The sequence below is a fragment of the Streptomyces sp. NPDC048659 genome, assembly GCF_040650575.1.
Taxonomy (GTDB): domain Bacteria; phylum Actinomycetota; class Actinomycetes; order Streptomycetales; family Streptomycetaceae; genus Streptomyces.
The window spans coordinates 1-21877 of the sequence record NZ_JBEZHM010000044.1; the positions used below are offsets into that span (position 1 = coordinate 1).

The window sequence follows — 21877 nt, forward strand, 5'->3', positions numbered from 1 at the left end:
AGCGCGTGCCGCTGGCGGTGAGCGGAGCGAGCCGCCTCCGCTCACGCGGAGCGGGTCCCTCCGGGCTGCGCCCGTCGCAGCGAGCCGGGTCGCTGCGCTCCCCGGCCGCTCCCGCTCCGCGTGAGCGGAGGCGGCTCGCTCCGCTCACCGCCAGCGGCACGCGCTCCGCGCCCGCCGCCAAGGGCAGGGCATCCGGCCCGCGTTGCGGGCCGGGGCCGGCCTCCGGCCGACCCGTGGCCTCCGCTGCGCTCCAGCCACTCCAGGGCGCGCCCCCCCAACTCCAGTGCGGCCAGGCGTGCCACGCTCCGCGCGGCCCACCCCGGGGGCTCGGGCCACAAGCAGCAGCAAGAGGAAGGGAAGGTGACAGGCAGTCGGGCGGGTGACGGAGGGCTTGGGGCCGGCCACCCGGAGGGCGGGCGGGTTTGAGGGGGCGTCAAGGTCCCGGATTGGCTTGCGATAAGGCAAGACTAACAGCTTTCAGCCACGTTCGGGGGAATCTCGGGATTCTGAGTGCTTCATTTTTGGAGCCGAGATAAGCTATGGACTCAGAGCACACCACCCCGGACCGCTCCGGAGGGTTATCGAGATTCACCCCAACCGCCTTGCCGGTGTCCCAGTAGGGCGGTTCAACCAGCCGATCGCGTCAGTCCAACCGTAGCCCTTGTAGCTCCTCTACGTGCAGGTTTCCCGTTTCCCGCCGCTCGAATCGACCGGGCGGCACCCCTGGAGAAGGCAGGCGATATGTCGAGCACCGACCGCGCTGATCAGCGCGAGGCAGCCCAGCGAGAAGCGATTGACGCGGTCGTGCGCGCCCTCGAATTGCCTGCAAGATCGCTTGTGCCCGAACGAGGGCTTCGAACGCAGGTGATCATGGCGACCGGGTCCGGGAAGACCCGGGTGGCGGTCCGCAGCGCGGAGGAGCTCCACGCGGGCCGTGTGCTGGTGCTCGTACCCTCGCTGGACCTGCTCGCCCAGACCGAGGCCGCGTGGCGCGAGGGAGGCCGCCGGGGCCCGATGATCGGGGTGTCCTCGCTGCGCGGTGAGGAGGTGTCCTTCCCCAACACCACGGACGTGGACGAGCTGGTGGAGTGGACGCGCGGCCTGGACAAGGTGACCGTGTACGCCACGTACGCCAGCCTCGGGCTGGGCACGCTGGAGCGGGCGCACGCCGGGGGCCTCGCGGCCTGGGACCTGATCGTCGTGGACGAGGCCCACCGCGTTTCGGGCCGGATCGGGAAGCCGTGGGCGGTCGTCCACGACAACCAGAAGATCCCGTCCCTGCGCCGTCTGTACATGACGGCCACGCCGCGGCTGTGGCAGCTCGGGGACGAGGACGAGGCCAGCGCCCCGGGCGAGCTGGTCGCGAGCATGGAAGACGACCCCGAGGGCCCCTTCGGCAGCCGCTGCTTCACCCTGACCCTCTCGGAGGCCATCGACCGGGGAATCTGTGCCCCCTACCAGGTCGTATGCGTGGACGTCACCGACACCGCGCTCCAGGCCGCGCAGCTCCTGGGCGCCGAAAGCCGCTCGGCAGAGGTCCGCGGGGCCCGGCTCGCCGCGCTCCAGACCGCCCTGGTGAAGGCGTCAGCCGAGGAGGGCTTCCGCCGCACGCTCGTGTTCCACCACGTGGTGAAGGAGGCCGAAGCGTTCGCGGCCGGACTCCCCGACGTCGCCGCGCAGCTGCACGCCAGCGACCCCGAGCTGTACCCGAAGACGATCTGGGCGGACTGGCTGTGCGGCGACCACAAGCCGCTCCACCGCCGCCGACTCCTCGGGGAGTTCGCGGCCGGGATCGCCACGGACGGCACCGTCGTGGAGAAGTGCTTCCTCTGCTCGGTGAAGGTCCTCGGCGAAGGCGTCGACACCAAGAACTGCGACTCCGTCTACTGGGCCGACGTACGCGGCTCCATGCCCGACCTCGTCCAGGCCGTGGGCCGCGCGCTGCGGATGCAGCCCGGCGAGGGCAAGATGGCCTCGCTCGTGGTGCCGGTCCTGCTCGGACCGGGCGAGACGGCGGACAACATGCTGACCTCCCGGGCGTTCGGCGGCCTCGCCAAGCTGCTGGAGGCGCTGCGGGCCCACGACGCCAGGATCGTGGAGACCCTCGCGGAGCAGCAGGCCCCGAGCCGCTACAAGCCCGTCAGCAAGGACGACAGCGGGAAGAGCACGGGCAGGAGCGGCGAGGGCTCCGGAGGCGTCAGCGCCCCCGCCAAGGCCCTGCTGAAGTTCTCCACGCCCCGCGACCCGGCCGCGCTCGCGGCGTTCATCAACCTGCGGGTCCTCAACCCGGAGCACGAGCACTGGCGGCGCGGCGTGGAGGCCGCCGTCATCTACGCCCGCGAGCACGGCGACCTCCGCGTGCCGTTCACGTTCCGCGTGCCCGCCGTCGAGGACCAGGAGGCGGAAGGCGAGGGGTGGCCGGCCTCGCTCGCCGGGTTCCCGCTCGGGCAGTGGACCGCCGACTGCCGGCGGTTCTACGCCCGCGGCGACATGGACGAGGACCGCGTCGCGCAGCTGGAGAAGCTCGGCATGATCTGGTCGCACTACGACGTCGCGTGGGAGGAGGGCCTGGCCGCCGCACGCGGGTGGGCGGCCGAACACGGCCACCTCCTGGCCCCGCTAGACGCCACCTTCCAGGGCGCGAAGGTGGGCATCTTCCTGAAGAACGCGCGGGCCGCCGCCCGGAAGGCGCAGGAGATCGAGCAGCGGCGTGCCGAGGGGCTGCCGGTGGAGTCGTCGGCCGGAGCGCTGTCGGATGAGCGGCGCGAGCAGCTGGAGGAGATCGACGCTTCCTGGTGCCCGTCGTGGCCGGTGACGTGGCAGCGGTGCTTCCACCTGGTCCGGATGCACCTGGACGCCGGTGAGGCGCTGCCCACCGAGGCGGGCGACGTCGTGCGCCAGGGCGAGGACCTCGGGCGGTGGGTGCAGTCGGTGCGGCTCGGCTGGGGCGAGCTCACGGCCGTGCAGCAGTGGATGTGCGAGCAGGTCCTCGGGATCGAGCCCGCGAGCGAGGAGGAGAAGCCGCCGCCGCGCCGTACGCAGGCCGACAAGTGGGCGATGAATTACGAGGCCGCCAAGCAGTTCTACGAGCGCGAGGGGCACCTCCAGGTCCCGAGGAAGCACGTCGAGCGGATCGTCGGCGAGGAGGAGCGCGAGCACAGGCTGGGTGCCTGGATCGGGAACCAGCGCAGCCGGGCGGCGACGCTGACGCCGGAGCGGATGGAGCTGCTGTCCGCGATCGGGATGCGGTGGTCCTGATGGTGGGCGTCGTCGTCACCGCGGCCGCCGCGCTCGCGGCCGGCTATCTGCTCGGGCGCCTGCGCCCGTGGCAGCGGTTGGGCGACTGGGCGGCCGATCAGGTCCGCTTCACCGGGCCGTGGGTCCGGGGCGGCTTCGGCCGTCAGGCCGTCGTCGTCCTGGCCCACGCCGTCACCGCGCCGCGCACCAGCTGGCGCATCATGCGCACCCCGGCCGCCGACACCACGGTGCCGGCGCCCGTACGCGATCCGAACTGGGTCGCCAACCGCAGCCCCAAGGGCGGCACCTGAGCAGCCGGGAACCCTCAGCGGGGCCGGGCAGGGGATCCTGTCCGGCCCCGCTGTCGTCGGATCACCCGGCCCCGCCGGGCTTGCCCAGGGTGGCCTTGGGCTTGCCCGCAGCCGCCGGCGGCTTGCCCGGCTCAGCCGCGCAGGCGGGAGAGCCAGCCGGTGCCCTTCTGCTTGGGCACGGCCTGGTCCTGCTCTTGGTCGCGCTCTTCCTGCCGGGGACTCACACCCCAGGTCCGGTCCAGGTCGGCCTCGAACCGCTGGTCGCAGTCCCCGCACAGAGACGGGTTCTTCGCCGGGGAAGCGGTCCAGCCGACGCGTTTGGTCGCCTTCCACCGTTCGTCGGTGAACGCGGCACCGCACTCGGTGCAGACGGGACGCTCGGGGGCGGGCCAGAAGTCGTCCGACCCTGCCTCACCGCGTACCGGCTCCTGGCGCTCCTGGGCCGCGGCGACGGCCGCGCGCTTGCAGGTGTCGCACAGCTGCGGGTGGGAGTCCTTCGCAGCTCCCCAGTCCTTCGGCTGTACCGCCTCCCAGCGGGCGTCGGTGAACTTCGTCCCGCAGCCGGTGCAGACGGGGCGGCGGGCCTCGCGCTCGGCCGCCTGCTTCGCATCGTGTTCCCGCGCCGCTCGCCGTAGCTCCGCCTGGTACGCCGCCGCACGGGCCTTGGCCTCCCCTGCCTCGCGGGCCTGGGCGGCCTCGAGGCGCGGGTTGCCGATCGCCTCCAGGAGGGTCTGCGGGCCGCTGCGTCCGAAGCGGGCGAACACCGGACCGGCTGGGCCGTGCTCACGCAACTGGTTCAGCCCGACCGCGATGATCGGGATCCTCCGGTCGTAGAGGTGGTAGCCGCCCCGCTGTCGCTCCCCCTGCCACAGGTGCCGGGTCAGCTCCATCAGGCGCGGGACGGTGCGGTTGGGATTGCGCTCGCCGATCCGGTTGAACACCAGCAGCACAGGCGGGTGCGGCGCATCGCCGTACCGGCCCTCGGGGACCGTCCAGCGCGTACGCCACATCGGACGCTCCTTGCCATCGGTGTCCTTCACCTTCCGCTTGAAGAACCGCGCGTACTTCTCCAGCTTGTCGGCGAGCTCCTCGGCGGTCTCGTGGCAGTTGTCGACCTCGATGAACAGCAGCGGCACACCGTCCTGCGGAGCAGTGAGCACGATGTCGGCCTGGGCGCCGCCCTTGCCGGGCGCGTTCCACGTGCCGGTCGCCGGGAGCGACACCTCGGTCCAGTACGAGGCGATCGTGCCGATCCCGTCCGGGGAGTCGACGGCGGCCTGGGCGGCGGCCTGGACGTGCGGCAGGTCTTTGACGAGCCTGGCCATGTTCGGCTTCGGGCGCAGCATCGCGATCACGGTCTCGTTGACGGCCATCGGGTGGGAGGCCCCGGACGAGCCCGCGCCGCGCGCGGTGGAGCCCATCTCCGTCACCGGCCGGTTCAGCTCGTACGAGGCGGCCTGAAGACCCTTGGGGGTCAGGTTCCGCAAGGCGTCACCCGTCTCGGTGGAGCCGCCGTTCTCCGACAGGCCGTGCCCCCGCATGTCGGAGAGCGCGGCCGTGTGCGAGGCGGTCCGGGCCTGCTTGCGCTTCGACGGGGTCTCCTTGTCGGCGTGCCGGAAGGTCAGGTGCGGAGCGCCGATCCGCTGGATCTGATCCGTTGTCGCAACCTTCAGCGCTCCGAGCACGCGCAGCACGTCGCCGCGGTAGTTGTTCGTCGACCCCGCCGGGTTGTTCTTCCGCTTCCCCGTCATCAGCTCTGCTCCCTCGTTGCTCGCGACCGGCCGCCGGCCGACCGGCGCCGCTGCTGGCGCTGGCCGCGCCCGGCCTGGGAGGGCGTCCGGGCCCCCCGAAACCCGATGCTCTCCTCCACTACGGACATGTAGAGGAGAGAAGAGGGTTGTGACGGCGCAGTTTTCGCGCCGATTGCGGCCCTGACAAGGGGTTTTCCTCCGGCCTGGGGTGCCGGGCACCAAAGGGGGTTCCCAAGGGCCCTCCGAAGGGGGCACCCAGGGAGGCCCCTTCGGCTTGCCCAGCTCGGGCCGGCCTTCACGTTTGATCGGCCCGCGCGGTGCCGCTGCCCGGCCCTCGGGTGGGTGGTCGTCATCGTCTGGTCTCCTTCGCTGCCCCGGCCGGGGTGGTCGGGGCGAAGGAGCAGCGTGCAGGGGACCCCCTTGTCCGCGGTCTGACCGTGGCCAGGTCAAGGAGAAACACGGCAGCGGTCGGGGCGGTAGCAGAGGTGGACAAGGGGTCAGAGCCGGATTCGAGGTCGGGCCGACCACCCTGGACAAGGGGGCCCGGTTTGGCCCTTGCAGTACCTATTCGCCCGGTTCGAGCTGGGGGGAGAGTTCTCCGTCCTCTGTCCACAGGTCGGCGCGCCGACCATACGAAAACGACGCCGTGAATCGCACGGCGGTCATCGTGAGGAGAGGTTCATGCCGTACCTGATTCCGACCCGTACGCCGCTGACGCCCGAGCAGGTGGAGCAGGGCTTCGACTACCTCCTGGCGCTGCAGACGGGCGGCGGTACCTACGCCGCTGGGCGGGTGGAGGCGACCCCGGAGCTGGCGTTCGTCCTGCTGCGGCTCGCCGAGGACATCATCTGGCCCGTCACGGCCGTGGACGGGGAGGCCACCGACCTGTGCGCGGACTCCTTCGTGCTGGACGAGGTCGGGTGCGTCCTGCTGTCCGCGCTGCGGGACTGGGCGCGCGACTCCCCCACCACGGCGGTGCTCGGCATCGCCCGCAGCATCATCCGCTTCGTCGAGAACGTGATCCCCGACCCCGACGACCACGGAGACACCCACGCCACCCTGGAGGCGATGCGCGACGAGCACCTGGCGCTGGCGCACGCGGTGCACTCCGCACCCGGTGCGCACCGCTGACCGCACCAACCGCACCACCGCACCGGGTGGGAGCGCACCGGTGCGGTGGAGCGCACCATCGGGTTCGCACTGGTGCGGTGGTGCGCCCATCCGGTGGGCACCACGGTGCGCACCACCGTCCATCCGGTGCGCTCCACTCGGTGGGCGGTGCGCGCGCCGGTGCGGCCGGCGCGCGGGAGTGGGGCGCACCGGGTGGGCGGTGGTGCGGTGGAGTGGGCCCGGGTGGAGACGGTGGAGGCGGTGCGTTTCTCCTTGACCTGAGCCGAGGTCAAGGGGAAACGCACCGGGTGGGTGCGTGGCCCCACTCCCGTCGATGGCGTCCACTTCCACCCGGTGGGCTCCACTCGGTGGAGTGGGTGCGGAGCACGGTGGCGTCCACTCCCGGACGGTGGACTCCACTCGGTGGAGTGGAGCCGGGTGTCGTCGGTGCGCACCACTGCACCGGGTGCGCACCATCGGGTCCACTCAGTGGCCGGCCTCCCGGCCGCGGTGCGGTGCGGGTTGCTGTGGGCGGTGCGCCTGCTGGTCGTCCGGGCGCACCGGGCGCACCGCGTCGGCGTCGGCTGGTGCGGTGTGGCGGTCCGCGCGGGCGCGGGCGTCGTTGACCATCTTGGTGGCCGCCTCCCGGATGCGGCGCAGTCGGTCGTCGGTGAGATCGAGGGCTTCCACGTCCGTGCGGGACTTCCGCAGGGCCCGCAGCGCCGTCATGTCGATCGCGTCCCCGCGACCGGCTTCCGGCTCCTGGTCCACCAGCTGCTCGACCAGGGGCGCTCCCGGGTCGAGAACCACACCGTCAGCCATCCCGACCTCACCGGGCTCGACGCCGCCGGGCAGAAGGCCGAGCTGTGCGGGGCGCGCGACCAGCACCTCGCCCAGTTCGGCGACGGGCCTCGGCTGGTGCGCCCGCCGTACGGGGTGTACGACGCGACCACCCGGACCACCGCGCGGGCGTGCGGGGCGAAGGCCGTGGTGACCTGGACGTACGACCTGACCACCTGGGGCCAGTGGACGCCGCCCACGCCGACGCTGAAGGCCGGCGACATCATCCTGCTGCACTTCAACGAGACCCTGGAGGACGACCTCCGGCGGGCCCTCGACCTCGCGGACGCGGCGGGGCTGAAGCCCGCGCCGCTGCGGGAGTACGTGCCGGAGTAGGGCTCAGAGGATGACGTGCGGGAGGAAGCGGGCGTACTCGTCGGTGATCGGGCCCGCCGACTCCCGGATGCCGAGGCCCGCCGCCTCGTCGCCTACGGTCCACGCGCCGAGCACGACCCGGTTGCCGTCGAAGTCCGGCAGCGGGGCCAGCTCCTGGTAGCAGCAGGGCTCGTCCCGTACGGCGGGGGCGGCGCCCGGCTCGTGGATCGTGACACCCGCGCCCTCACGGCCGAGCAGGGGCTTGGTCACGTAGCCGGTGGTGGCGGCGAGGTCGCGGGGGCCGTCGAGGTAGGCGGGCAGCAGGTTGGGGTGGCCGGGGTGGAGTTCCCAGAGGATCGCGAGGAGCGCCTTGTTGGAGAGCAGCATCTTCCACGCCGGCTCGATCCAGCAGGTGCTGCCCGTGCCGCCGCCGTTGTCGAGGGTGTCCAGGACGTGCGGGCCGAAGCGGTCCGTGGTCAGCCACTCCCACGGGTAGAGCTTGAAGCAGGCGCGGATGAAGCGGAGCCGGTCGTCGACGAAGCGGCCCGCGATGCGGTCCCAGCCGATCCGCTCGACGGACAGCGCCTCGGTGTCGAGGCCGGCCTGCTGGGCGGTCTCGCGGAGGTACGCGACCGTCATCAGGTCCTCGCCGAGCTCGTCGCCCTCGGTGTGGACGAAGTGCACCGGGCTGCCGGGCGGCAGCAGGCGGGCCTGGCGCCGCCACGCGTCGACGAGCCGCTCGTGGAGGGAGTTCCACTGGTCGGCGCCGGGGAAGCGCTCCTCCATCCAGAACCACTGCGGGCTCGCCGCCTCCACCAGGGAGGTCGGGGTGTCCGCGTTGTACTCCAGCATCTTCGCCGGGCCCGTGCCGTCGTAGCGCAGGTCGAAGCGGCCGTAGATGGTGGGGAGTTCGGCCCGGCGGTGCCAGGACTCGGCGACCAGGGCGGCGAGCCGGGGGTCGGTGACGCCGAGCTCGGCGAACCGGTTCTTCTCGACGATGTGCGCCGCCGCGCCCAGGCACATCGCGTGCAGCTCCTCGACGGCCTCCTCCAGTGCCTCGACCTCGGGCAGCGTGAAGGAGTAGTAGGCGCTCTCGTCCCAGTACGGGCGCAGCGAGCCGTCCGGGTGGCGGGTCAGGGGGTAGATCAGGCCCTGTTCCTCGACGGTCCGCTGCCAGTCGGGGCGGGGCTCGGTGCGGTGGCGCCGCATGGCCGGGTCAGCCGCCGCCGGAGCCGGAGTGGTGGCCGCCGAAGCCGCCCGAGTCGACGGCCGCCTTGTCGAAGCTGCCGCCGCCAGCCTTGCCGCCGCTGACCGAGCCGCCGTAGTAGTAGCGGCCGGTGGCCGTGGTGGAGCCGCTGCCGGAGCCGCTGCCGGAGGAGCACTTGTAGTCCGGCAGCTCCTTGTAGGTCACCGGGTCGACGCAGCGGCGGTCGGGCTCGGAGCCGCACGCGGTCAGCGTCGCGGCGAGCACGCTCACGCCGCCGAGAATCACCGTGCCGGATCGCAGTCTGCGCATCGCCGTCCTCCCCCTGTCCCGCCCGCTCGCTCTGTCGCTCTGTCTGTCGCTCTGTCGCGATCGCACAGTGTAGGCCCGCGCTCCGGGCCCGTTCGCACTAGAGTCCCTTTCGTGCTTCTTGGGATGGTGTGCGCGCTCGGGTCGGCCGTCTGCTTCGGCGCGGCGTCGGTGCTTCAGGCGGTCGCCGCGCGGGCGGCGGAGCCCGGCTCGGGCGGCGGGGTCGACGTCACGCTGCTGTGGCGGGCGCTGCGGCAGTGGCGCTATCTGGCCGGTCTCGGGCTGGACGGGCTCGGCTTCGTCCTCCAGATCGTCGCCCTGCGGACCCTGCCGATCTACGCGGTCGGCGCCGCGCTCGCGGCCAGTCTCGCGGTGACGGCGGTGATCGCCTCGCGGGTGCTGAAGGTGCGGCTGCGGCGGGTCGAGTGGGCGGCGGTCGGGGTGGTCTGCCTGGGCCTCGGGATGCTGGCGCTGGCGTCGGGGCGGGAGGGCCACGAGGGGACCGACTCGGCGGTGCTGCGCTGGGGGCTGCTGGCGGCGGCCTGCGCCGTCCTGGCGATCGGCGCGGCGGCGGGCCGGCTGCCGGAGCGGCCCCGCGCGCTGGTCCTGGGCCTGGCGGCCGGGTTCGGCTTCGGGGTGGTGGAGGTCGCGGTGCGGCTGATCGACTCGGCCGACCTGACCAACCCGGCGCTGTACGCGCTGCTGGTGGGCGGCGGGGCGGCGTTCCTGCTGCTGACCTCGGCGCTGCACCGGGGCTCGGTGACCACGGCGACGGCGGGCCTGGTGCTGGGCGAGACGATCGGCCCGGCCCTGGTCGGCGTGGTGTGGCTGGGCGACGAGACCCGCCAGGGCCTGGGCTGGCTGGCCGTCCTCGGCTTCGCCGTCGCCATCGCCGGCTCCCTGACCCTGGCCCGCTTCGGCGAGCCCCCGGCCGAGGCGGGCGCCGGGAGCCCCGCCGGGGACTGATCCGGGGCGGGGCCGTGGCGCGTTCAGCCGCCGAGCGGGGAGTCCTTGACACTCTCGACGAACGCGGCGAACGCGGCGGCGGGGACGGTCAGGACGGGCCCGCCCGGGACCTTCGAGTCGCGGACGGGCACGACGCCATGGGCGACAAGGTTGGTGGCGACCTCCACGCACTGACCGCCGTTGTTGCTGTAGGAGGACTTGAACCAACGGGGGGATTCGGTCGTCACGACATTCCCTTTCGTACCTTGTTCACCATGGCCACGGATGCCGCCTGAGAGGGCGATTCAGCCTGCAACTGATGGTAGGCCGTCAGCGTCGCGACGACAGACGTGGATTCCCGCTCCAGATGCCCTCGTTGGGAGGACTCCGCGTAGGACAGCAGCGAGCGGTCAGGGAGGGTGAGCACGGTGATGGGCAGGTCGAACGGTCGCCTGGCACCCAGGGCGAAGGGCGCGACCTGGACGATGGTGTTGGGCAGCTCGGCGAACTCCGCGAGCCTCGCGAACTGGGCGTCCATGACGCTCCGGCCCCCGATCGGCCGCCGGATGCAGCTCTCGTCCAAGACCACGTGGACAAGCGGCGAGGGGGTCCGTACGAGGGTGGCCTGCCGTTCCTCGATGAGCGCCACCCGCTCTTCCGCCTGTTCCGGTGTGACGCTCCCTCGCTTGACGGCGCTGGCGGCGAGTGCGGCGGCGTACTCCGGCGTCTGCATCAGGCCAGGGATGACACCGACTTCGTAAAGCCTGATCTCCACGGCACGACGCTCCTGGTGGAGGTACTCCGGGAAGCCCTCCAGCAACACCGTCTGGCTCATCCTGCCGCTCTCGCGCTCGAACGAGTCCGGCCGGCCGGTCAGACCGAACGCCGTGTCCATAGACCGCGAAAAGCGGGGAGTTGGCGACCTGCGGCCGGTTTCGACAGCCGAAATATGCTTGCTGGAATATGCGGTTCGCTCGTCCAGCTCCTCCTGCGTCCACCCCCGCCCCTCCCGCACGCTGCGTAAACGAGCACCGTAGGCCGCTTGCGGCCCGCTGTCCGGGTCCAAGGCTTTCCGATTGACCACAACTCTCCCGTCACCACTGCCACGTTGAAGACACGTTGCCGTTGAGCCACGATAGCGACTCCTGGTAGTGAACGCGCTACGGAGAGGAGCGGACGCATGTCCGAAGCGACGCCCGCACAGCCCCCACCCCCACCCCCGCCGCCCATCCGCGCCGAGATCGGCTCGTTCGTGGTCGACGTCCGCGGCGGCGCCCGGATCGGGCGCGTGATGGCGATGGAGTGGGACCGCCTCGTCCTACGGCCGCTCGGCGGCGGGATCGAGTGGTCCGTCGAGCGGGCGGACCTTCGCGCGCCGACCGATACGGAGATGGCGACGATCCGCGCGGTCACCGCCCCGGTCTCCCGCACCGTGCTGTGACCGGGCTCCCGCCGACGGAGGGGTTCACTCCGACCGCCACGCCCTCTCCGGGGTGCGGGAGCTGCGCGCGGCTCGAACGGTGGCGGCAGGACTACGCCGCCAGGGGCGCCCACTCCGAGGCCCTGGACTGCGTCGTGGAGATCCGGAACCACCCCCACGAGCCGCCGAAGATGACGGTCCCGACGGGTGTCCCGCCGGGACCTCCCGAGGACGTGAGGCCGTGAAGGGGGGCCGATGCTCCAGTGCGCCGCCGTACGGCGGATCCCCCTCGGCGACCTCATGGAAGTGATCGTCAGGGCCGCCGCGCCGCCCAACCTCTCCCACCCCCTCAGACGGGACCGGTACGCGGTCTGCGAGCTCGGCGAGAACCACGACGAACCCCACGCGCACCTGGTGTACCCGCCCGCGTCGACCGGTCCCGGCATGTGGGTCCTGTGGTCCGACGAGCTCACCGGCTGCGTGTTCGTCGAGCTGCGCGGGTGCGTCGGGGACCACGCGTCGGGCGCGGCGTGCGAGCTGTTCGCCGGGCACTCGCCCGGCCACTCGTTCGACGTCCACGGCTCCACGGGGGCGCCGCACCCGCAGGTGCGCGGCGAGCCGGACGGCACGAACGTCTCGCCGGACCCGGACTAGCCGCCGGCGGGCGTCCGCCGCGTCACGGCTCGGGCAGGGCGCGCATCAGCGCGTCGAGGGTCCCGGACCACTGGCTGTCCGAGGGGGTGCCGTAGCCGATCACGAGACCGTCCGGACGCGGACCCACGGCATCGGGGTGCCGGAAGTGGCCGAGCCCCTGGAGCCCGAGCCCCTGCCACGCCGCGGAACGGACCACGTGCTGTTCCGTACCGGGAGGAAGCCCCAGAACGATGTGCAGCCCCGCCGCGACCCCGGACACCCCGAGGTGCGGGGCTTCGACCGCGAGTCTGCCGGTCAGCTCGTTGCGTCGCCGCCGGTAGTGCAGCCGCATCCTCCGCACGTGACGGTCGTAGGCGCCGCTCCGGATGAACTCCGCGAGGGTCAGTTGGTCAATCGCCGCGCTCCCGTCGTGAAGACCCTTCGCGGCGATCACCTCGTCCACCAGGTGCTCCGGCAGCACCATCCACGCCAGCCGCAGCCCCGGCGCGAGGGACTTGCTCGCGGTGCCCAGGTAGACGACGCGGTCCGGGTCGAGGCCCTGGAGGGCGCCCACCGACTGCCGGTCGTAGCGGAACTCGCCGTCGTAGTCGTCCTCCAGGATCAGCCCGCCCGTCGAGCGCGCCCAGTCGACCGCCGCCGCGCGCCGGTCCGGCCGGAGCGCGCCGCCCATCGGGAACTGGTGGGCCGGGGTCATCAGGACCGCCGCCGGGCCGGCCAGCTCCTCGGTGCGGGTGCCGTGCGCGTCGAAGGGCAGCGCCGGGGTGCGGAGCCCCGCGCGGGCCAGGATGTCCCAGTGCACGTCGAGGCCGTACGACTCGACCGCCACCTCGCGCGCCCGCCGCTCCCTCAGGACCTGGCCCATCAGCATCAGCCCGTGCACGAAGCCGGAGCAGATCACGATCCGCTCCGGCCGCGCGTACACCCCCCGGGCGCGGCCCAGGTACTCGGCCAGCACCGTGCGCAGTTCGATCCGGCCGCGCGGGTCCCCGTAGCCGAACGCCTCGTCTGGGGCGCCCATGAGGGCCTTGCGGGCGGCCTTCAGCCAGTCGGCGCGCGGGAAGGAGGAGAGGTCCGGGGTGCCCGGGTGCAGGTTGTGGACCGGGCGCCCGGTCCGGGACTGCCGGGGCGCGCCGGGCCGCGCGGGTGCCGGGCGGCGCGGCTCCGAGCGGCGGGCCACCCGGGTGCCGGAGCCCTGCCGGGCGGTCAGCCAGCCCTCGGCGACCAGCTCCGCGTAGGCGTCGGCGACGGTGTTGCGGGCCACGCCCAGGTCGGCGGCGAGCGAGCGGGAGGACGGCAGCCGCGTCCCAGCCTCGAGGCGCCCGCCGCGCACCGCCTCCCGCAGGGCGTCCATGAGGCCGCTGCGCAGGCCCCGGCCGCGTAGCTCCAGGTGCAGGTCGGACCCGAAAGTGGCCCAGTCATCCGCCATGGGAATGGACCATACCCGGGCACCATCCGGCCCGTACGGTGAACGGTATGACGACCACGACGCAGCACCCCGAGCAGTCCGAGTACGCGCCCGAGCACGCCCCCCGGCTCGCCTTCGCCGAGCGGCACCCGGAGTTCTACAAGGCCATGATCGGCCTGGAGATCGCCGCGTCGAAGCACGTCGACCCGGTCCTCTACGAGCTGGTCAAGATCCGTGCCTCGCAGCTCAACAACTGCGGCTTCTGCCTCGACATGCACACCAAGGACGCCCTCGCGGCGGGCGAGACCGTGCAGCGGATCGTCCAGCTCTCCGCCTGGCGCGAGTCGCGGCACTTCTACACCGAGCGGGAGCTGGCCGCCCTCGGCCTGACCGAGGCGGTCACCGTCCTCACCGACGGCTTCGTGCCCGACGAGGTGTACGCGAAGGCCGCCGAGCACTTCGAGGAGACCGAGCTCGCGCACCTCATCGGCGCGATCACGGTCATCAACGCCTGGAACCGGATCGGCGTCACCACCCGGATGACCCCGGGCCACTACACCCCCGGTTCGCACAAGCGGTGAGCCGCGTGCGGGAGTTGCGGGCGCTGCACACCGCGGTGCATGCCGGCGGGCGCCCGCTGGTGCTGCCGGGGCCCTGGGACGCGGCCTCGGCCCGGGTCTTCGAGGAGGCCGGTTTCCCGGCCCTGGCCACGCCGAGCGCGGGCATCGCCGCCGCCCTCGGCCACGAGGACGGGCACACCCCGGCCGACGAGATGTTCGCGGCCGTGGCCCGGATCGTCCGGGCCGTCTCGGTGCCCGTGACGGCCGACCTGGAGGGCGGCTACGGCCTGGCCCCCGAGGAGCTGGTGGAGCGGGTCCTGGAGAGCGGCGCCGTCGGCCTCAACCTGGAGGACTCCGACCGTACGGGCGGCCTGCGCGACCCGGAGGCGCACGCCGAGCGGCTCGCGGCGGTACGGGCGGCGGCCGGGCCCGCGCTCTTCCTGAACGCCCGGATCGACACGTATCTGCGCGGCGGCGGGAGCGTCGACGAGGCCGCCGCCCGCGCCCGGCGCTACCGGGCGGCGGGCGCCGACTGCGTCTTCCCGATCCTCGCCCCGGCGGCCGACCTGCCCCGGCTGCGGGCCGCCGGGGTCGAGGGGCCGCTCAACTTCCTGGCCCGGCCCGGCGATCCGGACTTCGCCGAGCTGGGACGGCTCGGCGCCACCCGGATCACCTTCGGCCAGGGGCTGCTGCTGCGCACCCTCGCCGGGGTCAGGGAGCTCGCGGACGGGCTGCTCAGGGCCTGACCTCGGGGCCTGCTCTCAGGGCCTGATCTCGGGCCTGATCTCCGGGCCTGGTCTCACGGCCTGGTCTCCGTGCCTGATCTCACGGCTTGAAGGACGCCAGGGCCGTGGTGAGCGTCTCGCGCTGGCGGGGCCAGTCGGTCTCCGGGCCGGCCACCAGGATCGCGTGCTGGCGCCCGTCGGCGCCGGTGAACGCCCGGTCGACCACCTTGCGGCGGCCCTCCTGCCGGTCGTACGCGTAGACCAGCTCGGCCGCGTCCCCCTCGCCCGCCGGGCCCAGGCTGATCTCCTGGTAGCCCGGCTTGGCGGAGAGGGTCCGCGAGGTCCCCCGCAGCGATTCGAGCGGGGTGGTGTCCGGCTCGCCGAGGGTGAAGATCTGGACCAGGCTCTTCCCGTCGGGCGAGTTGTAGAAGACGCCCTGCTCGGAGGAGGTGCGGTTCCAGTCCTCCGGGACGGCGACGCTGAAGCCGGCCGGGTCCTGGACCGTCCGGAAGCCGGGCGGCAGCGTGCCGTCCGAGGGCGTCGCCTCCGACGACGGGGAGACCTCGCCGGACGGGGTGCCGGTGGCCGAGGGCGCGTCCTGGGTCGCCGTCGTCGTGACCGGGGGCGGGTCCTCGGTCCGCGTGTCCGTGCCGCCGTCCCGGCCCCACAGCAGCCAGCCGCCGAAGCCCACGGCCACGGCCGCCGCCACGACCCCGGCCATCACCGCCCGCCGCCCGCGCCCGGAGCCGGGCCCGGTGGGCGGGGCCGGGGGCGGGAAGGGCGGCGCCACCGGGTCGTAGACCGGGAACTGCGGCGGCGGCATCGGCGGCGGTGGCTGCGCCGGGAGCGCGGGGAGCTCCGGGAAGGGCTGGGGCGGCTGGAACCGCAAGGGCTCGGGCTGAGGCGGCCCCTCGGCCCCCGCGTCCCGGCGCGGGGCGGTGACCGGCTCCCAGCTCTGCGTCTCGTCGTTCCAGCGCGCCTCTCCCCCGTACGCGCTCATCTCATCCTCCGAGCAGCGCGCCGACGGCCTGGCCGACCGCGACACCGGAGGCGAGGATGCCGGTGACCGCCCCGGCGTCGGCGAGGGCCTGCCGGAGCCGGGTGAGCCGGCCGGTGCCCGCGGCGCCGGTGCCCTCGATCTCGTCCTCGGCGTCGGAGAGTTCCGCGTCCAGGGCGGCGGTCTGCGCCGAGGCGACGACACCGCCGAGGTCGGCGCGGAGCCTGCCGATCGCCTGGAGCAGCTCCTCCTGCGCGGGGTCGCGCTCGGGGCCGGTGCCCTGGACGGTGTACGACACCCGGTTGTGGTCGCCGACGGTGACGTTGCCGTGGGTGTTGGTGATGCTGATGCCGCCCGCCGCCGCGGGCGCGCTGCGGGGCTGGGGCTGGGGCTGGGGCTGGGGCTGGTCAGCCACGGTCGCCTCCGGTCTTCGTCGTCTGGAAGTTCTTGCTGGTGACGGTGTTGTGGTCGCCGATGGTGACGTTCCCCTTGGTGTTCTCGATGAACGTCCCGCCCTCGGCGACGTGCACGATCTTCTGCTCGAACTCGGCCGTCTCGTAACCGGCCTGGCGCAGGGCCACGGTCACGCCGTTCGCGACCCGGTCCTGGATGCTCTTCAGATAGCGGCTGACGTCCATCTGCTGGAAGAGCGACACCTCGTCTTCGGAGCCGAGCTCGCGGACCGAGACCCGCGGCCCCTCGGGCAGCGCGCCCGTGTGCCCGCCGGTGCCCTGCCGCCACAGGGTGCCGAGCGACCGGCCGAGGGTGACGAGGGCCTGCCCGGCCGAGCGGGGGACCTGGCCGAGGGCCCAGACGGCCTTGCCGAAGTGGTGGTTGTGGCGGTAGCGGTGGGCGATCCGGTCGGCGCGCCGGTACAGAGCGGCGACCGGGCGCAGCACGTGCGGGGCGACCTCCAGCATGAGCATCCCGCCCTGCGTGTGGACCCGGACGAAGACGGTGACGACTATCTCCTCGCCCCAGCCGCCGACCCGGACGCGCAGGAAGTGCCGGCGGGTCTCGCCGCCCTCCTCGATGGCGCCGGAGCGGTGCGCCTCGAAGCCCTCCGGGGTGTACGGGGCGGCGGCGCGGGCCGGCAGTCCGTCCACGGGCAGGAAGACGACCTCGTCGATCTCCAGGTGGCGCAGCCGGTCGCGGACGGCGGCGGCGAGCTCCGGGGAGCCGTGCGTGGAGGGCGTCCGCAGGCCCTCCACGAGCGGCACGATGTGGCGCATGATCGCGCTGTTGTCGAGCGGCTCGGGCGCGGTGCCGTCGAGGCTCTTGCGGGGGCGCAGCTCGACGGAGAGCGACCAGGGCTCGTACGGTTCGCCGGCGCCGCAGAACGGGTTTTCGGAGCGGTACATCACGAGCCGGGAGTGCTGTTCGACGCGGATCCGGTCGCGCAGCCTGCGGTAGCGGGCGCCCTGGAAGCGCTCGGCCGGGTCGGCGGCCTGGTCGGCGAAGCGCAGCCGGTCCAGTTCGCCGGTGAGCGAGCGGGCGAACTGGCCGCGCTGGGTGGCGACCGCCCAGGCGAGCAGCGGCGGGACGGCGAGGGTGAGCCAGACCTCCAGCCGGCCGAGGGCCCAGAACTGCTGGGAGCCGACGAGGGGGGCGAGGCCGGGGAACTCGGTCCAGCCGCCGAGGCCGGACAGCAGCTCCCAGCGGCTCGCCTCGCCGGTGAAGGCCAGGGTGGCGAGCAGCAGCAGGACCTGGACCAGGACGAGGCGCCCGTACCAGCGCAGTACGAGGGCGGGGGCGGTGCGGTAGAGCGGGGGGTGGTCGTCCCGGCCGCGCACCCAGCGGCCGAGCGCGAGCAGCAGGAAGGGCAGGAAGAGGAAGGCGACCAGGCCCTTGGTCACCGGGAAGGCGATGATCCAGAGGGCCAGGATCCCGGCGGACCAGCCGAGTTCGATGCGGCGGGCGCGCAGGGCGTGGGCGAGGACGCGGGCGGCGTCGACACCGAGGGCGGGGGCGGCGACGCGCTCCTCGTGGACGTACAGCTCGTCGATGACGGCGTCGCGGAAGCGGTCGTCGAGGTAGACCCCGGCGCAGAGCAGCCGGGTCGCCTCGCTGGCGGCGGGCGCGGCGCGCGGGACGGCGGCGGGCGGCGGGGGTCCGGACGGACCGGACGGCGGCGGACCGGATGGCGGTGGTCCGGATGGCGGCGGACCGGCTTGCGGCGGACCGGCTTGCGGCTGTGGTCCGGGTTGCGGTGGAACGGACGGCTGCGTCATGACTTCCCCCGATGTCTCGAACGGCGCTCGGGCGCCCGGGAGTTGGGGTCCGGGGCGGCGCGAGGGGACAGCATAGAACGCACGGCGCCCCCGGCCGAAGGGCCGGGGGCGCCGGGTTGCCCGGGGAAGCCGGGCGGGTTCAGCTCGTTCAGATCAGGCCGAGCTCGCGGACCGCGTCGCGCTCCTCGGACAGCTCCTTGACGGAGGCGTCGATGCGGGCGCGGGAGAAGTCGTTGATCTCCAGGCCCTGGACGATCTCGTACGCGCCGTCCTTGCAGGTGACGGGGAAGGAGGAGATGAGGCCCTCGGGGACGCCGTAGGAGCCGTCGGACGGGACGCCCATGGAGGTCCAGTCGCCCTCGGCGGTGCCGTTGACCCAGGTGTGGACGTGGTCGATGGCGGCGTTGGCGGCGGAGGCGGCCGAGGACGCGCCACGGGCGTCGATGATCGCGGCGCCGCGCTTGGCGACGGTCGGGATGAAGGTGTCGGCCAGCCACGCCTCGTCGTTGACGACGTCCGCGGCGTTCTTGCCGGCGATCTCCGCCTGGAAGATGTCCGGGTACTGGGTCGCGGAGTGGTTGCCCCAGATGGTGAGGCGCTTGATGTCCGTGACGGAGGAGCCGGTCTTCTGGGCCAGCTGCGTCAGCGCGCGGTTGTGGTCCAGGCGGGTCATCGCGGTGAAGCGCTCGGCCGGGACGCCCTTGGCGGCGGACTGGGCGATCAGGGCGTTGGTGTTGGCCGGGTTGCCGACGACCAGGATCTTGATGTCGTCGGCGGCGTGCGCGGCGATGGCCTCGCCCTGCGGCTTGAAGATGCCGCCGTTGGCGGCGAGCAGGTCGCCGCGCTCCATGCCCGGACCGCGCGGGCGCGCGCCGACGAGCAGGCCGATGTTGGCGCCCTCGAAGCCCTGGTTCGGGTTGTCGAAGATGTCGATGCCCTTGAGCAGCGGGAAGGCGCAGTCGTCGAGCTCCATGGCGGTGCCCTCGGCGGCCTTGACGCCCTGCGGGATCTCCAGCAGGCGGAGCTTGACCGGCACGTCCGCGCCGAGCAGGTGGCCGGAGGCGATGCGGAAGAGCAGCGCGTAGCCGATCTGGCCGGCCGCGCCGGTCACGGTGACATTCACGGGAGTGCGGGTCATGGCGATCTCCGTAAGACAGCTGGCGGTGGGGGGTCCCTGCCCCTGGTGTGGGATACCCCTCTTGATCGATCCTTGTCTCGACGTGAAGAGATATCCGGCGTCAGGCTATCCGACCCGCGCCCGTCCGGGCCGCCGCCCCCTTGTGGGACGGCTCACTGCCGCCGCACCTCCCCGGCGACGTACCGGAACGGTCACTTCCGTGCCACAAGGGTCCGGCGGACCTTGAACGGCCATTGGCACGTACATGACCCTTGAACGCAGCGGCGCCCGTCCTCCCTCGGGGGAGAGGACGGGCGCCGCGTCGCGTACGGGGTCGGCGGAGGGGTCAGGTCACCGTGAGGTGGAGGATGTCCTCCAGGAACGGGATCCGCAGCCAGGGCGAGGGCTGCACCATGAGCGCGAGGAACACGATCAGGGTGCCCATCACCCCGTACGTGATCATGTCGGTGAAGCGCGAGCGGACCGCGAGCATCCCCACCGACGGCAGCGTCCGGCGCAGCACCGCGCCGGTCAGCAGCGCGACCCCGACCAGCAGGGTGCCGACCCGGAACGCCTGCGGGAACAGGTCCGTGCCCACGATCAGCAGCCCGAGCGCGGCCATCCCGAGCACGGTCAGCAGCGGCCACTGACGCGCGGGCGCGGGCGCGTCACCGGGCGCCGCCCGGCCACCGCCCTCGGGGCGCACGGTGCCGGTGGTGAGCGTGGCACGGGGGTGGCGGCGGGGGGCGGCGGGCGGCGCGTCGGTGGCGGGCGCCGCCTCGGCGTCCGGCGCGGCGGCCTCCGGCGAAGCACCGTCCGGCGTCACCGAGTTGTCCGTCGTCACCGAGTCGTCCGTCTTCGCGGCGCTGTCCGTCGTAACGGCGCTGTCCGTCTCCACCGCACCGTCCGTCGTCACCGCGTCCGTCGTCACGGCACCGTCCGACGTCACCGCACTGTCCGTCGTCACAGCACCGTTTGTCGTCACGGCACCGTCCGTCGTGGGGCCCTTCGGCCGCTCCGGGGTTCCGGCGGGTGGCACGGTCAGCGCACCCCGGCCGCGCGCTCGGCGGCCTCGACGACGTTGACCAGGAGCTGGGCGCGGGTCATCGGGCCGACGCCGCCCGGGTTCGGCGAGATCCAGCCGGCCACCTCGGCGACCCCGGGGTCGACGTCGCCGACGATCTTGCCCTCGGCGTTGCGCGAGACGCCCACGTCGAGCACGGCGGCGCCCGGCTTCACGTCCTCCGGCTTGATCAGGTGCGGCACGCCCGCGGCGGCCACGATGATGTCGGCGCGGCGCAGGTGCGAGGAGAGGTCGCGGGTGCCGGTGTGGCACTGGGTGACCGTGGCGTTCTCGGAGCGGCGGGTCAGCAGCAGCGGCATCGGGCGCCCGATGGTGACGCCGCGGCCGACGACGACGACCTCGGCCCCGGCGATCTCCACGCCGTGCTCGCGCAGCAGCCGCACGATGCCGTACGGGGTGCAGGGCAGCGGGGCGGGCTCGTTGAGGACCAGCCGGCCGAGGTTGGTCGGGTGCAGGCCGTCGGCGTCCTTGGCCGGGTCCATGAGCTCCAGGACGCGGTTCTCGTCGATGCCCTTGGGCAGCGGGAGCTGGACGATGTAGCCGGTGCAGGCGGGGTCGTCGTTGAGCTCCCGGATGACCGCCTCGATCTCCTCCTGCGTGGCGGTGGCGGGCAGTTCGCGCTGGATGGAGGCGATGCCGACCTGGAGGCTGTCGCGGTGCTTGCCCGCGACGTACTTCTGGCTGCCGGGGTCGTCGCCGACCAGGATGGTGCCGAGACCGGGCGTGACGCCCCGCTCCTTGAGGTCCGCCACCCGGGCGGTCAGATCGGACTTGATCGCGGCTGCGGTGGCCTTGCCATCGAGAATCTGGGCGCTCATGCGGCCATCCTCCCGGAAGACCCCCGCCCGTTTCCAATTCGGAATCGAAGATTGCACTTGCACAACTCCGCGGCCTATCGACTGGACAAGCGGAGGCCGCATTGACGACGATGATCCGCGCAGTGCCGCGGGCAGTGCCGGGGGGCAAAACCGCTCATATGTTGTGAAACACATGGTCACACTTCCTCCGCGCGGGCCGCGTCGTCCCCGCACAGAATTCACGGAGGAACCCCCCGATGAGCTTCGGCGAACCGAACAACCCCTACGGCCAGCCCCAGCAGCCCCAGGGCCAGCAGCCCGGCTACGGCTACCCGCAGCAGACGCCGCAGGGCGTCCCGCCGCAGCAGGGTTACGGCTACCCGGCCGCCCCGCCGGTGGACCAGTACGGCGGCTACCCGGCCGGTCCGGTCGAGATGCCGGGCACCCTCAAGGCCGCCCGCGTGATGCTGTGGGTCATAGCCGGCCTCCAGATCGTCGGCCTGGCGCTGCTGGTGCTGGGCCTGGCCGCGGTCCAGAAGCTGAAGGACGACCCGGAGCTGAACGCGGACTCCAGCTTCGACGCGGTCACCAAGTTCGGCACCGGGATGATCTACGCGCTGATCGTCCTCGCCGTCCTCTTCCTGGCCGGCGCCATCTGGGGCGCGCTCCAGATCGGCAAGGGCGGCAACGGGGCCCGCGTCGGCCTCATCGTGCTGTCGTCGCTGACGATCGTGTTCAGCCTCTACCCGTGGTTCCCGCTGAGCCTGATCCACCTGGTGCTGGCCGTCCTGATCCTGGTCTTCGTGGCCAAGGCCGACGGCGCCGCCTGGTTCAAGCGCCCGCGCGTCTGATCCTCGCGTACGCG

23 protein-coding genes are annotated in these 21877 nt (G+C 73.0%); 11 read left to right on the top strand and 12 right to left on the bottom strand.

Features of this window, described 5'->3' with window-relative positions; translation table 11 throughout:
- Positions 1–741 precede the first annotated feature (741 nt).
- A complete protein-coding gene (locus tag AB0C99_RS28060; protein ID WP_362480615.1) occupies positions 742–3258 on the top strand; it encodes a Helicase associated domain protein in 2517 nt (838 codons plus the stop codon).
- Complete coding sequence (locus AB0C99_RS28065) at positions 3258–3548, top strand: hypothetical protein (protein WP_362480618.1); 291 nt, start codon at positions 3258–3260, stop codon at positions 3546–3548. Before AB0C99_RS28060 ends, AB0C99_RS28065 begins: the two co-directional genes overlap by 1 nt.
- 131 nt (positions 3549–3679) lie before the next feature.
- Here AB0C99_RS28065 and AB0C99_RS28070 read toward each other — a convergent pair whose 3' ends face one another.
- Positions 3680–5299, bottom strand: coding sequence for a replication-relaxation family protein (locus AB0C99_RS28070; RefSeq protein WP_362480621.1), 1620 nt, complete (start codon positions 5297–5299; stop codon positions 3680–3682).
- Between the two features lie 681 nt (positions 5300–5980).
- On the opposite strand from AB0C99_RS28070, the gene AB0C99_RS28075 reads away from it, so the two are divergent.
- The 3 genes from AB0C99_RS28075 to AB0C99_RS28085 all read left to right on the top strand — a co-directional run bounded on the left by AB0C99_RS28075 (position 5981) and on the right by AB0C99_RS28085 (position 7585).
- The gene (locus AB0C99_RS28075; RefSeq protein WP_362480624.1) at positions 5981–6430 is read left to right on the top strand and encodes a hypothetical protein; all 450 of its coding nucleotides are present in this window, start codon (positions 5981–5983) and stop codon (positions 6428–6430) included.
- A 45-nt stretch (positions 6431–6475) separates the two neighbouring features.
- On the top strand, positions 6476–6691 hold the full coding sequence (locus AB0C99_RS28080; protein WP_362480627.1) for a hypothetical protein: 216 nt from the start codon (positions 6476–6478) through the stop codon (positions 6689–6691).
- 207 nt (positions 6692–6898) lie between these two features.
- Positions 6899–7585 (top strand): polysaccharide deacetylase family protein, encoded by a 687-nt coding sequence (locus AB0C99_RS28085; protein ID WP_362480630.1) that lies wholly within the window; start codon positions 6899–6901, stop codon positions 7583–7585.
- 3 nt (positions 7586–7588) lie between these two features.
- Here AB0C99_RS28085 and AB0C99_RS28090 read toward each other — a convergent pair whose 3' ends face one another.
- Both AB0C99_RS28090 and AB0C99_RS28095 read right to left on the bottom strand, forming a co-directional pair.
- Entirely contained in the window at positions 7589–8773 is a 1185-nt protein-coding gene (locus AB0C99_RS28090) for a glutathionylspermidine synthase family protein (protein WP_362480633.1), read from the bottom strand.
- Positions 8774–8780: 7 nt separating this feature from the next.
- Complete coding sequence (locus AB0C99_RS28095) at positions 8781–9080, bottom strand: hypothetical protein (protein WP_362480636.1); 300 nt, start codon at positions 9078–9080, stop codon at positions 8781–8783.
- A 123-nt stretch (positions 9081–9203) separates the two neighbouring features.
- Here AB0C99_RS28095 and AB0C99_RS28100 point away from each other — a divergent pair, with 123 nt between their 5' ends.
- On the top strand, positions 9204–10043 hold the full coding sequence (locus AB0C99_RS28100; RefSeq protein WP_362480783.1) for a hypothetical protein: 840 nt from the start codon (positions 9204–9206) through the stop codon (positions 10041–10043).
- Positions 10044–10066: 23 nt separating this feature from the next.
- Here AB0C99_RS28100 and AB0C99_RS28105 read toward each other — a convergent pair whose 3' ends face one another.
- The gene (locus tag AB0C99_RS28105; protein WP_362480639.1) at positions 10067–10270 is read right to left on the bottom strand and encodes a DUF397 domain-containing protein; all 204 of its coding nucleotides are present in this window, start codon (positions 10268–10270) and stop codon (positions 10067–10069) included.
- A complete protein-coding gene (locus tag AB0C99_RS28110) occupies positions 10267–11106 on the bottom strand; it encodes a helix-turn-helix transcriptional regulator (RefSeq protein WP_362480642.1) in 840 nt (279 codons plus the stop codon). Before AB0C99_RS28110 ends, AB0C99_RS28105 begins: the two co-directional genes overlap by 4 nt.
- Positions 11107–11202: 96 nt before the next feature.
- On the opposite strand from AB0C99_RS28110, the gene AB0C99_RS28115 reads away from it, so the two are divergent.
- Both AB0C99_RS28115 and AB0C99_RS28120 read left to right on the top strand, forming a co-directional pair.
- Positions 11203–11463 carry a hypothetical protein gene (locus AB0C99_RS28115; RefSeq protein WP_362480645.1) on the top strand — a complete coding sequence of 87 codons (261 nt, stop codon included), beginning with the start codon at positions 11203–11205 and terminating at the stop codon, positions 11461–11463.
- A gap of 234 nt (positions 11464–11697) precedes the next feature.
- The gene (locus AB0C99_RS28120) at positions 11698–12096 is read left to right on the top strand and encodes a hypothetical protein (protein WP_362480648.1); all 399 of its coding nucleotides are present in this window, start codon (positions 11698–11700) and stop codon (positions 12094–12096) included.
- Positions 12097–12118: 22 nt separating this feature from the next.
- Here AB0C99_RS28120 and AB0C99_RS28125 read toward each other — a convergent pair whose 3' ends face one another.
- Positions 12119–13522 carry a PLP-dependent aminotransferase family protein gene (locus AB0C99_RS28125; protein ID WP_362480651.1) on the bottom strand — a complete coding sequence of 468 codons (1404 nt, stop codon included), beginning with the start codon at positions 13520–13522 and terminating at the stop codon, positions 12119–12121.
- 47 nt (positions 13523–13569) lie between these two features.
- On the opposite strand from AB0C99_RS28125, the gene AB0C99_RS28130 reads away from it, so the two are divergent.
- On the top strand, positions 13570–14082 hold the full coding sequence (locus AB0C99_RS28130) for a carboxymuconolactone decarboxylase family protein (protein WP_362480654.1): 513 nt from the start codon (positions 13570–13572) through the stop codon (positions 14080–14082).
- A complete protein-coding gene (locus AB0C99_RS28135) occupies positions 14079–14807 on the top strand; it encodes an isocitrate lyase/phosphoenolpyruvate mutase family protein (protein WP_362480657.1) in 729 nt (242 codons plus the stop codon). Before AB0C99_RS28130 ends, AB0C99_RS28135 begins: the two co-directional genes overlap by 4 nt.
- A gap of 79 nt (positions 14808–14886) precedes the next feature.
- Here AB0C99_RS28135 and AB0C99_RS28140 read toward each other — a convergent pair whose 3' ends face one another.
- The 6 genes from AB0C99_RS28140 to AB0C99_RS28165 form a co-directional block, all read right to left on the bottom strand.
- Complete coding sequence (locus AB0C99_RS28140) at positions 14887–15786, bottom strand: hypothetical protein (protein ID WP_362480659.1); 900 nt, start codon at positions 15784–15786, stop codon at positions 14887–14889.
- A 1-nt stretch (position 15787) separates the two neighbouring features.
- Complete coding sequence (locus AB0C99_RS28145) at positions 15788–16198, bottom strand: hypothetical protein (RefSeq protein WP_362480662.1); 411 nt, start codon at positions 16196–16198, stop codon at positions 15788–15790.
- Positions 16191–18014: a hypothetical protein gene (locus tag AB0C99_RS28150; protein WP_362480665.1), complete on the bottom strand. Its 1824-nt coding sequence runs from the start codon at positions 18012–18014 to the stop codon at positions 16191–16193. The genes AB0C99_RS28145 and AB0C99_RS28150 overlap by 8 nt, the downstream gene beginning before the upstream one ends.
- Before the next feature lie 148 nt (positions 18015–18162).
- Complete coding sequence (locus tag AB0C99_RS28155; protein ID WP_362480668.1) at positions 18163–19152, bottom strand: malate dehydrogenase; 990 nt, start codon at positions 19150–19152, stop codon at positions 18163–18165.
- Between the two features lie 325 nt (positions 19153–19477).
- Positions 19478–20098 (bottom strand): DUF3017 domain-containing protein, encoded by a 621-nt coding sequence (locus tag AB0C99_RS28160; RefSeq protein ID WP_362480670.1) that lies wholly within the window; start codon positions 20096–20098, stop codon positions 19478–19480.
- A gap of 74 nt (positions 20099–20172) precedes the next feature.
- Positions 20173–21033: a bifunctional methylenetetrahydrofolate dehydrogenase/methenyltetrahydrofolate cyclohydrolase gene (locus AB0C99_RS28165; protein WP_362480672.1), complete on the bottom strand. Its 861-nt coding sequence runs from the start codon at positions 21031–21033 to the stop codon at positions 20173–20175.
- Positions 21034–21269: 236 nt separating this feature from the next.
- On the opposite strand from AB0C99_RS28165, the gene AB0C99_RS28170 reads away from it, so the two are divergent.
- Positions 21270–21863 (top strand): DUF3824 domain-containing protein, encoded by a 594-nt coding sequence (locus AB0C99_RS28170; RefSeq protein ID WP_362480675.1) that lies wholly within the window; start codon positions 21270–21272, stop codon positions 21861–21863.
- Positions 21864–21877: the final 14 nt, after the last annotated feature.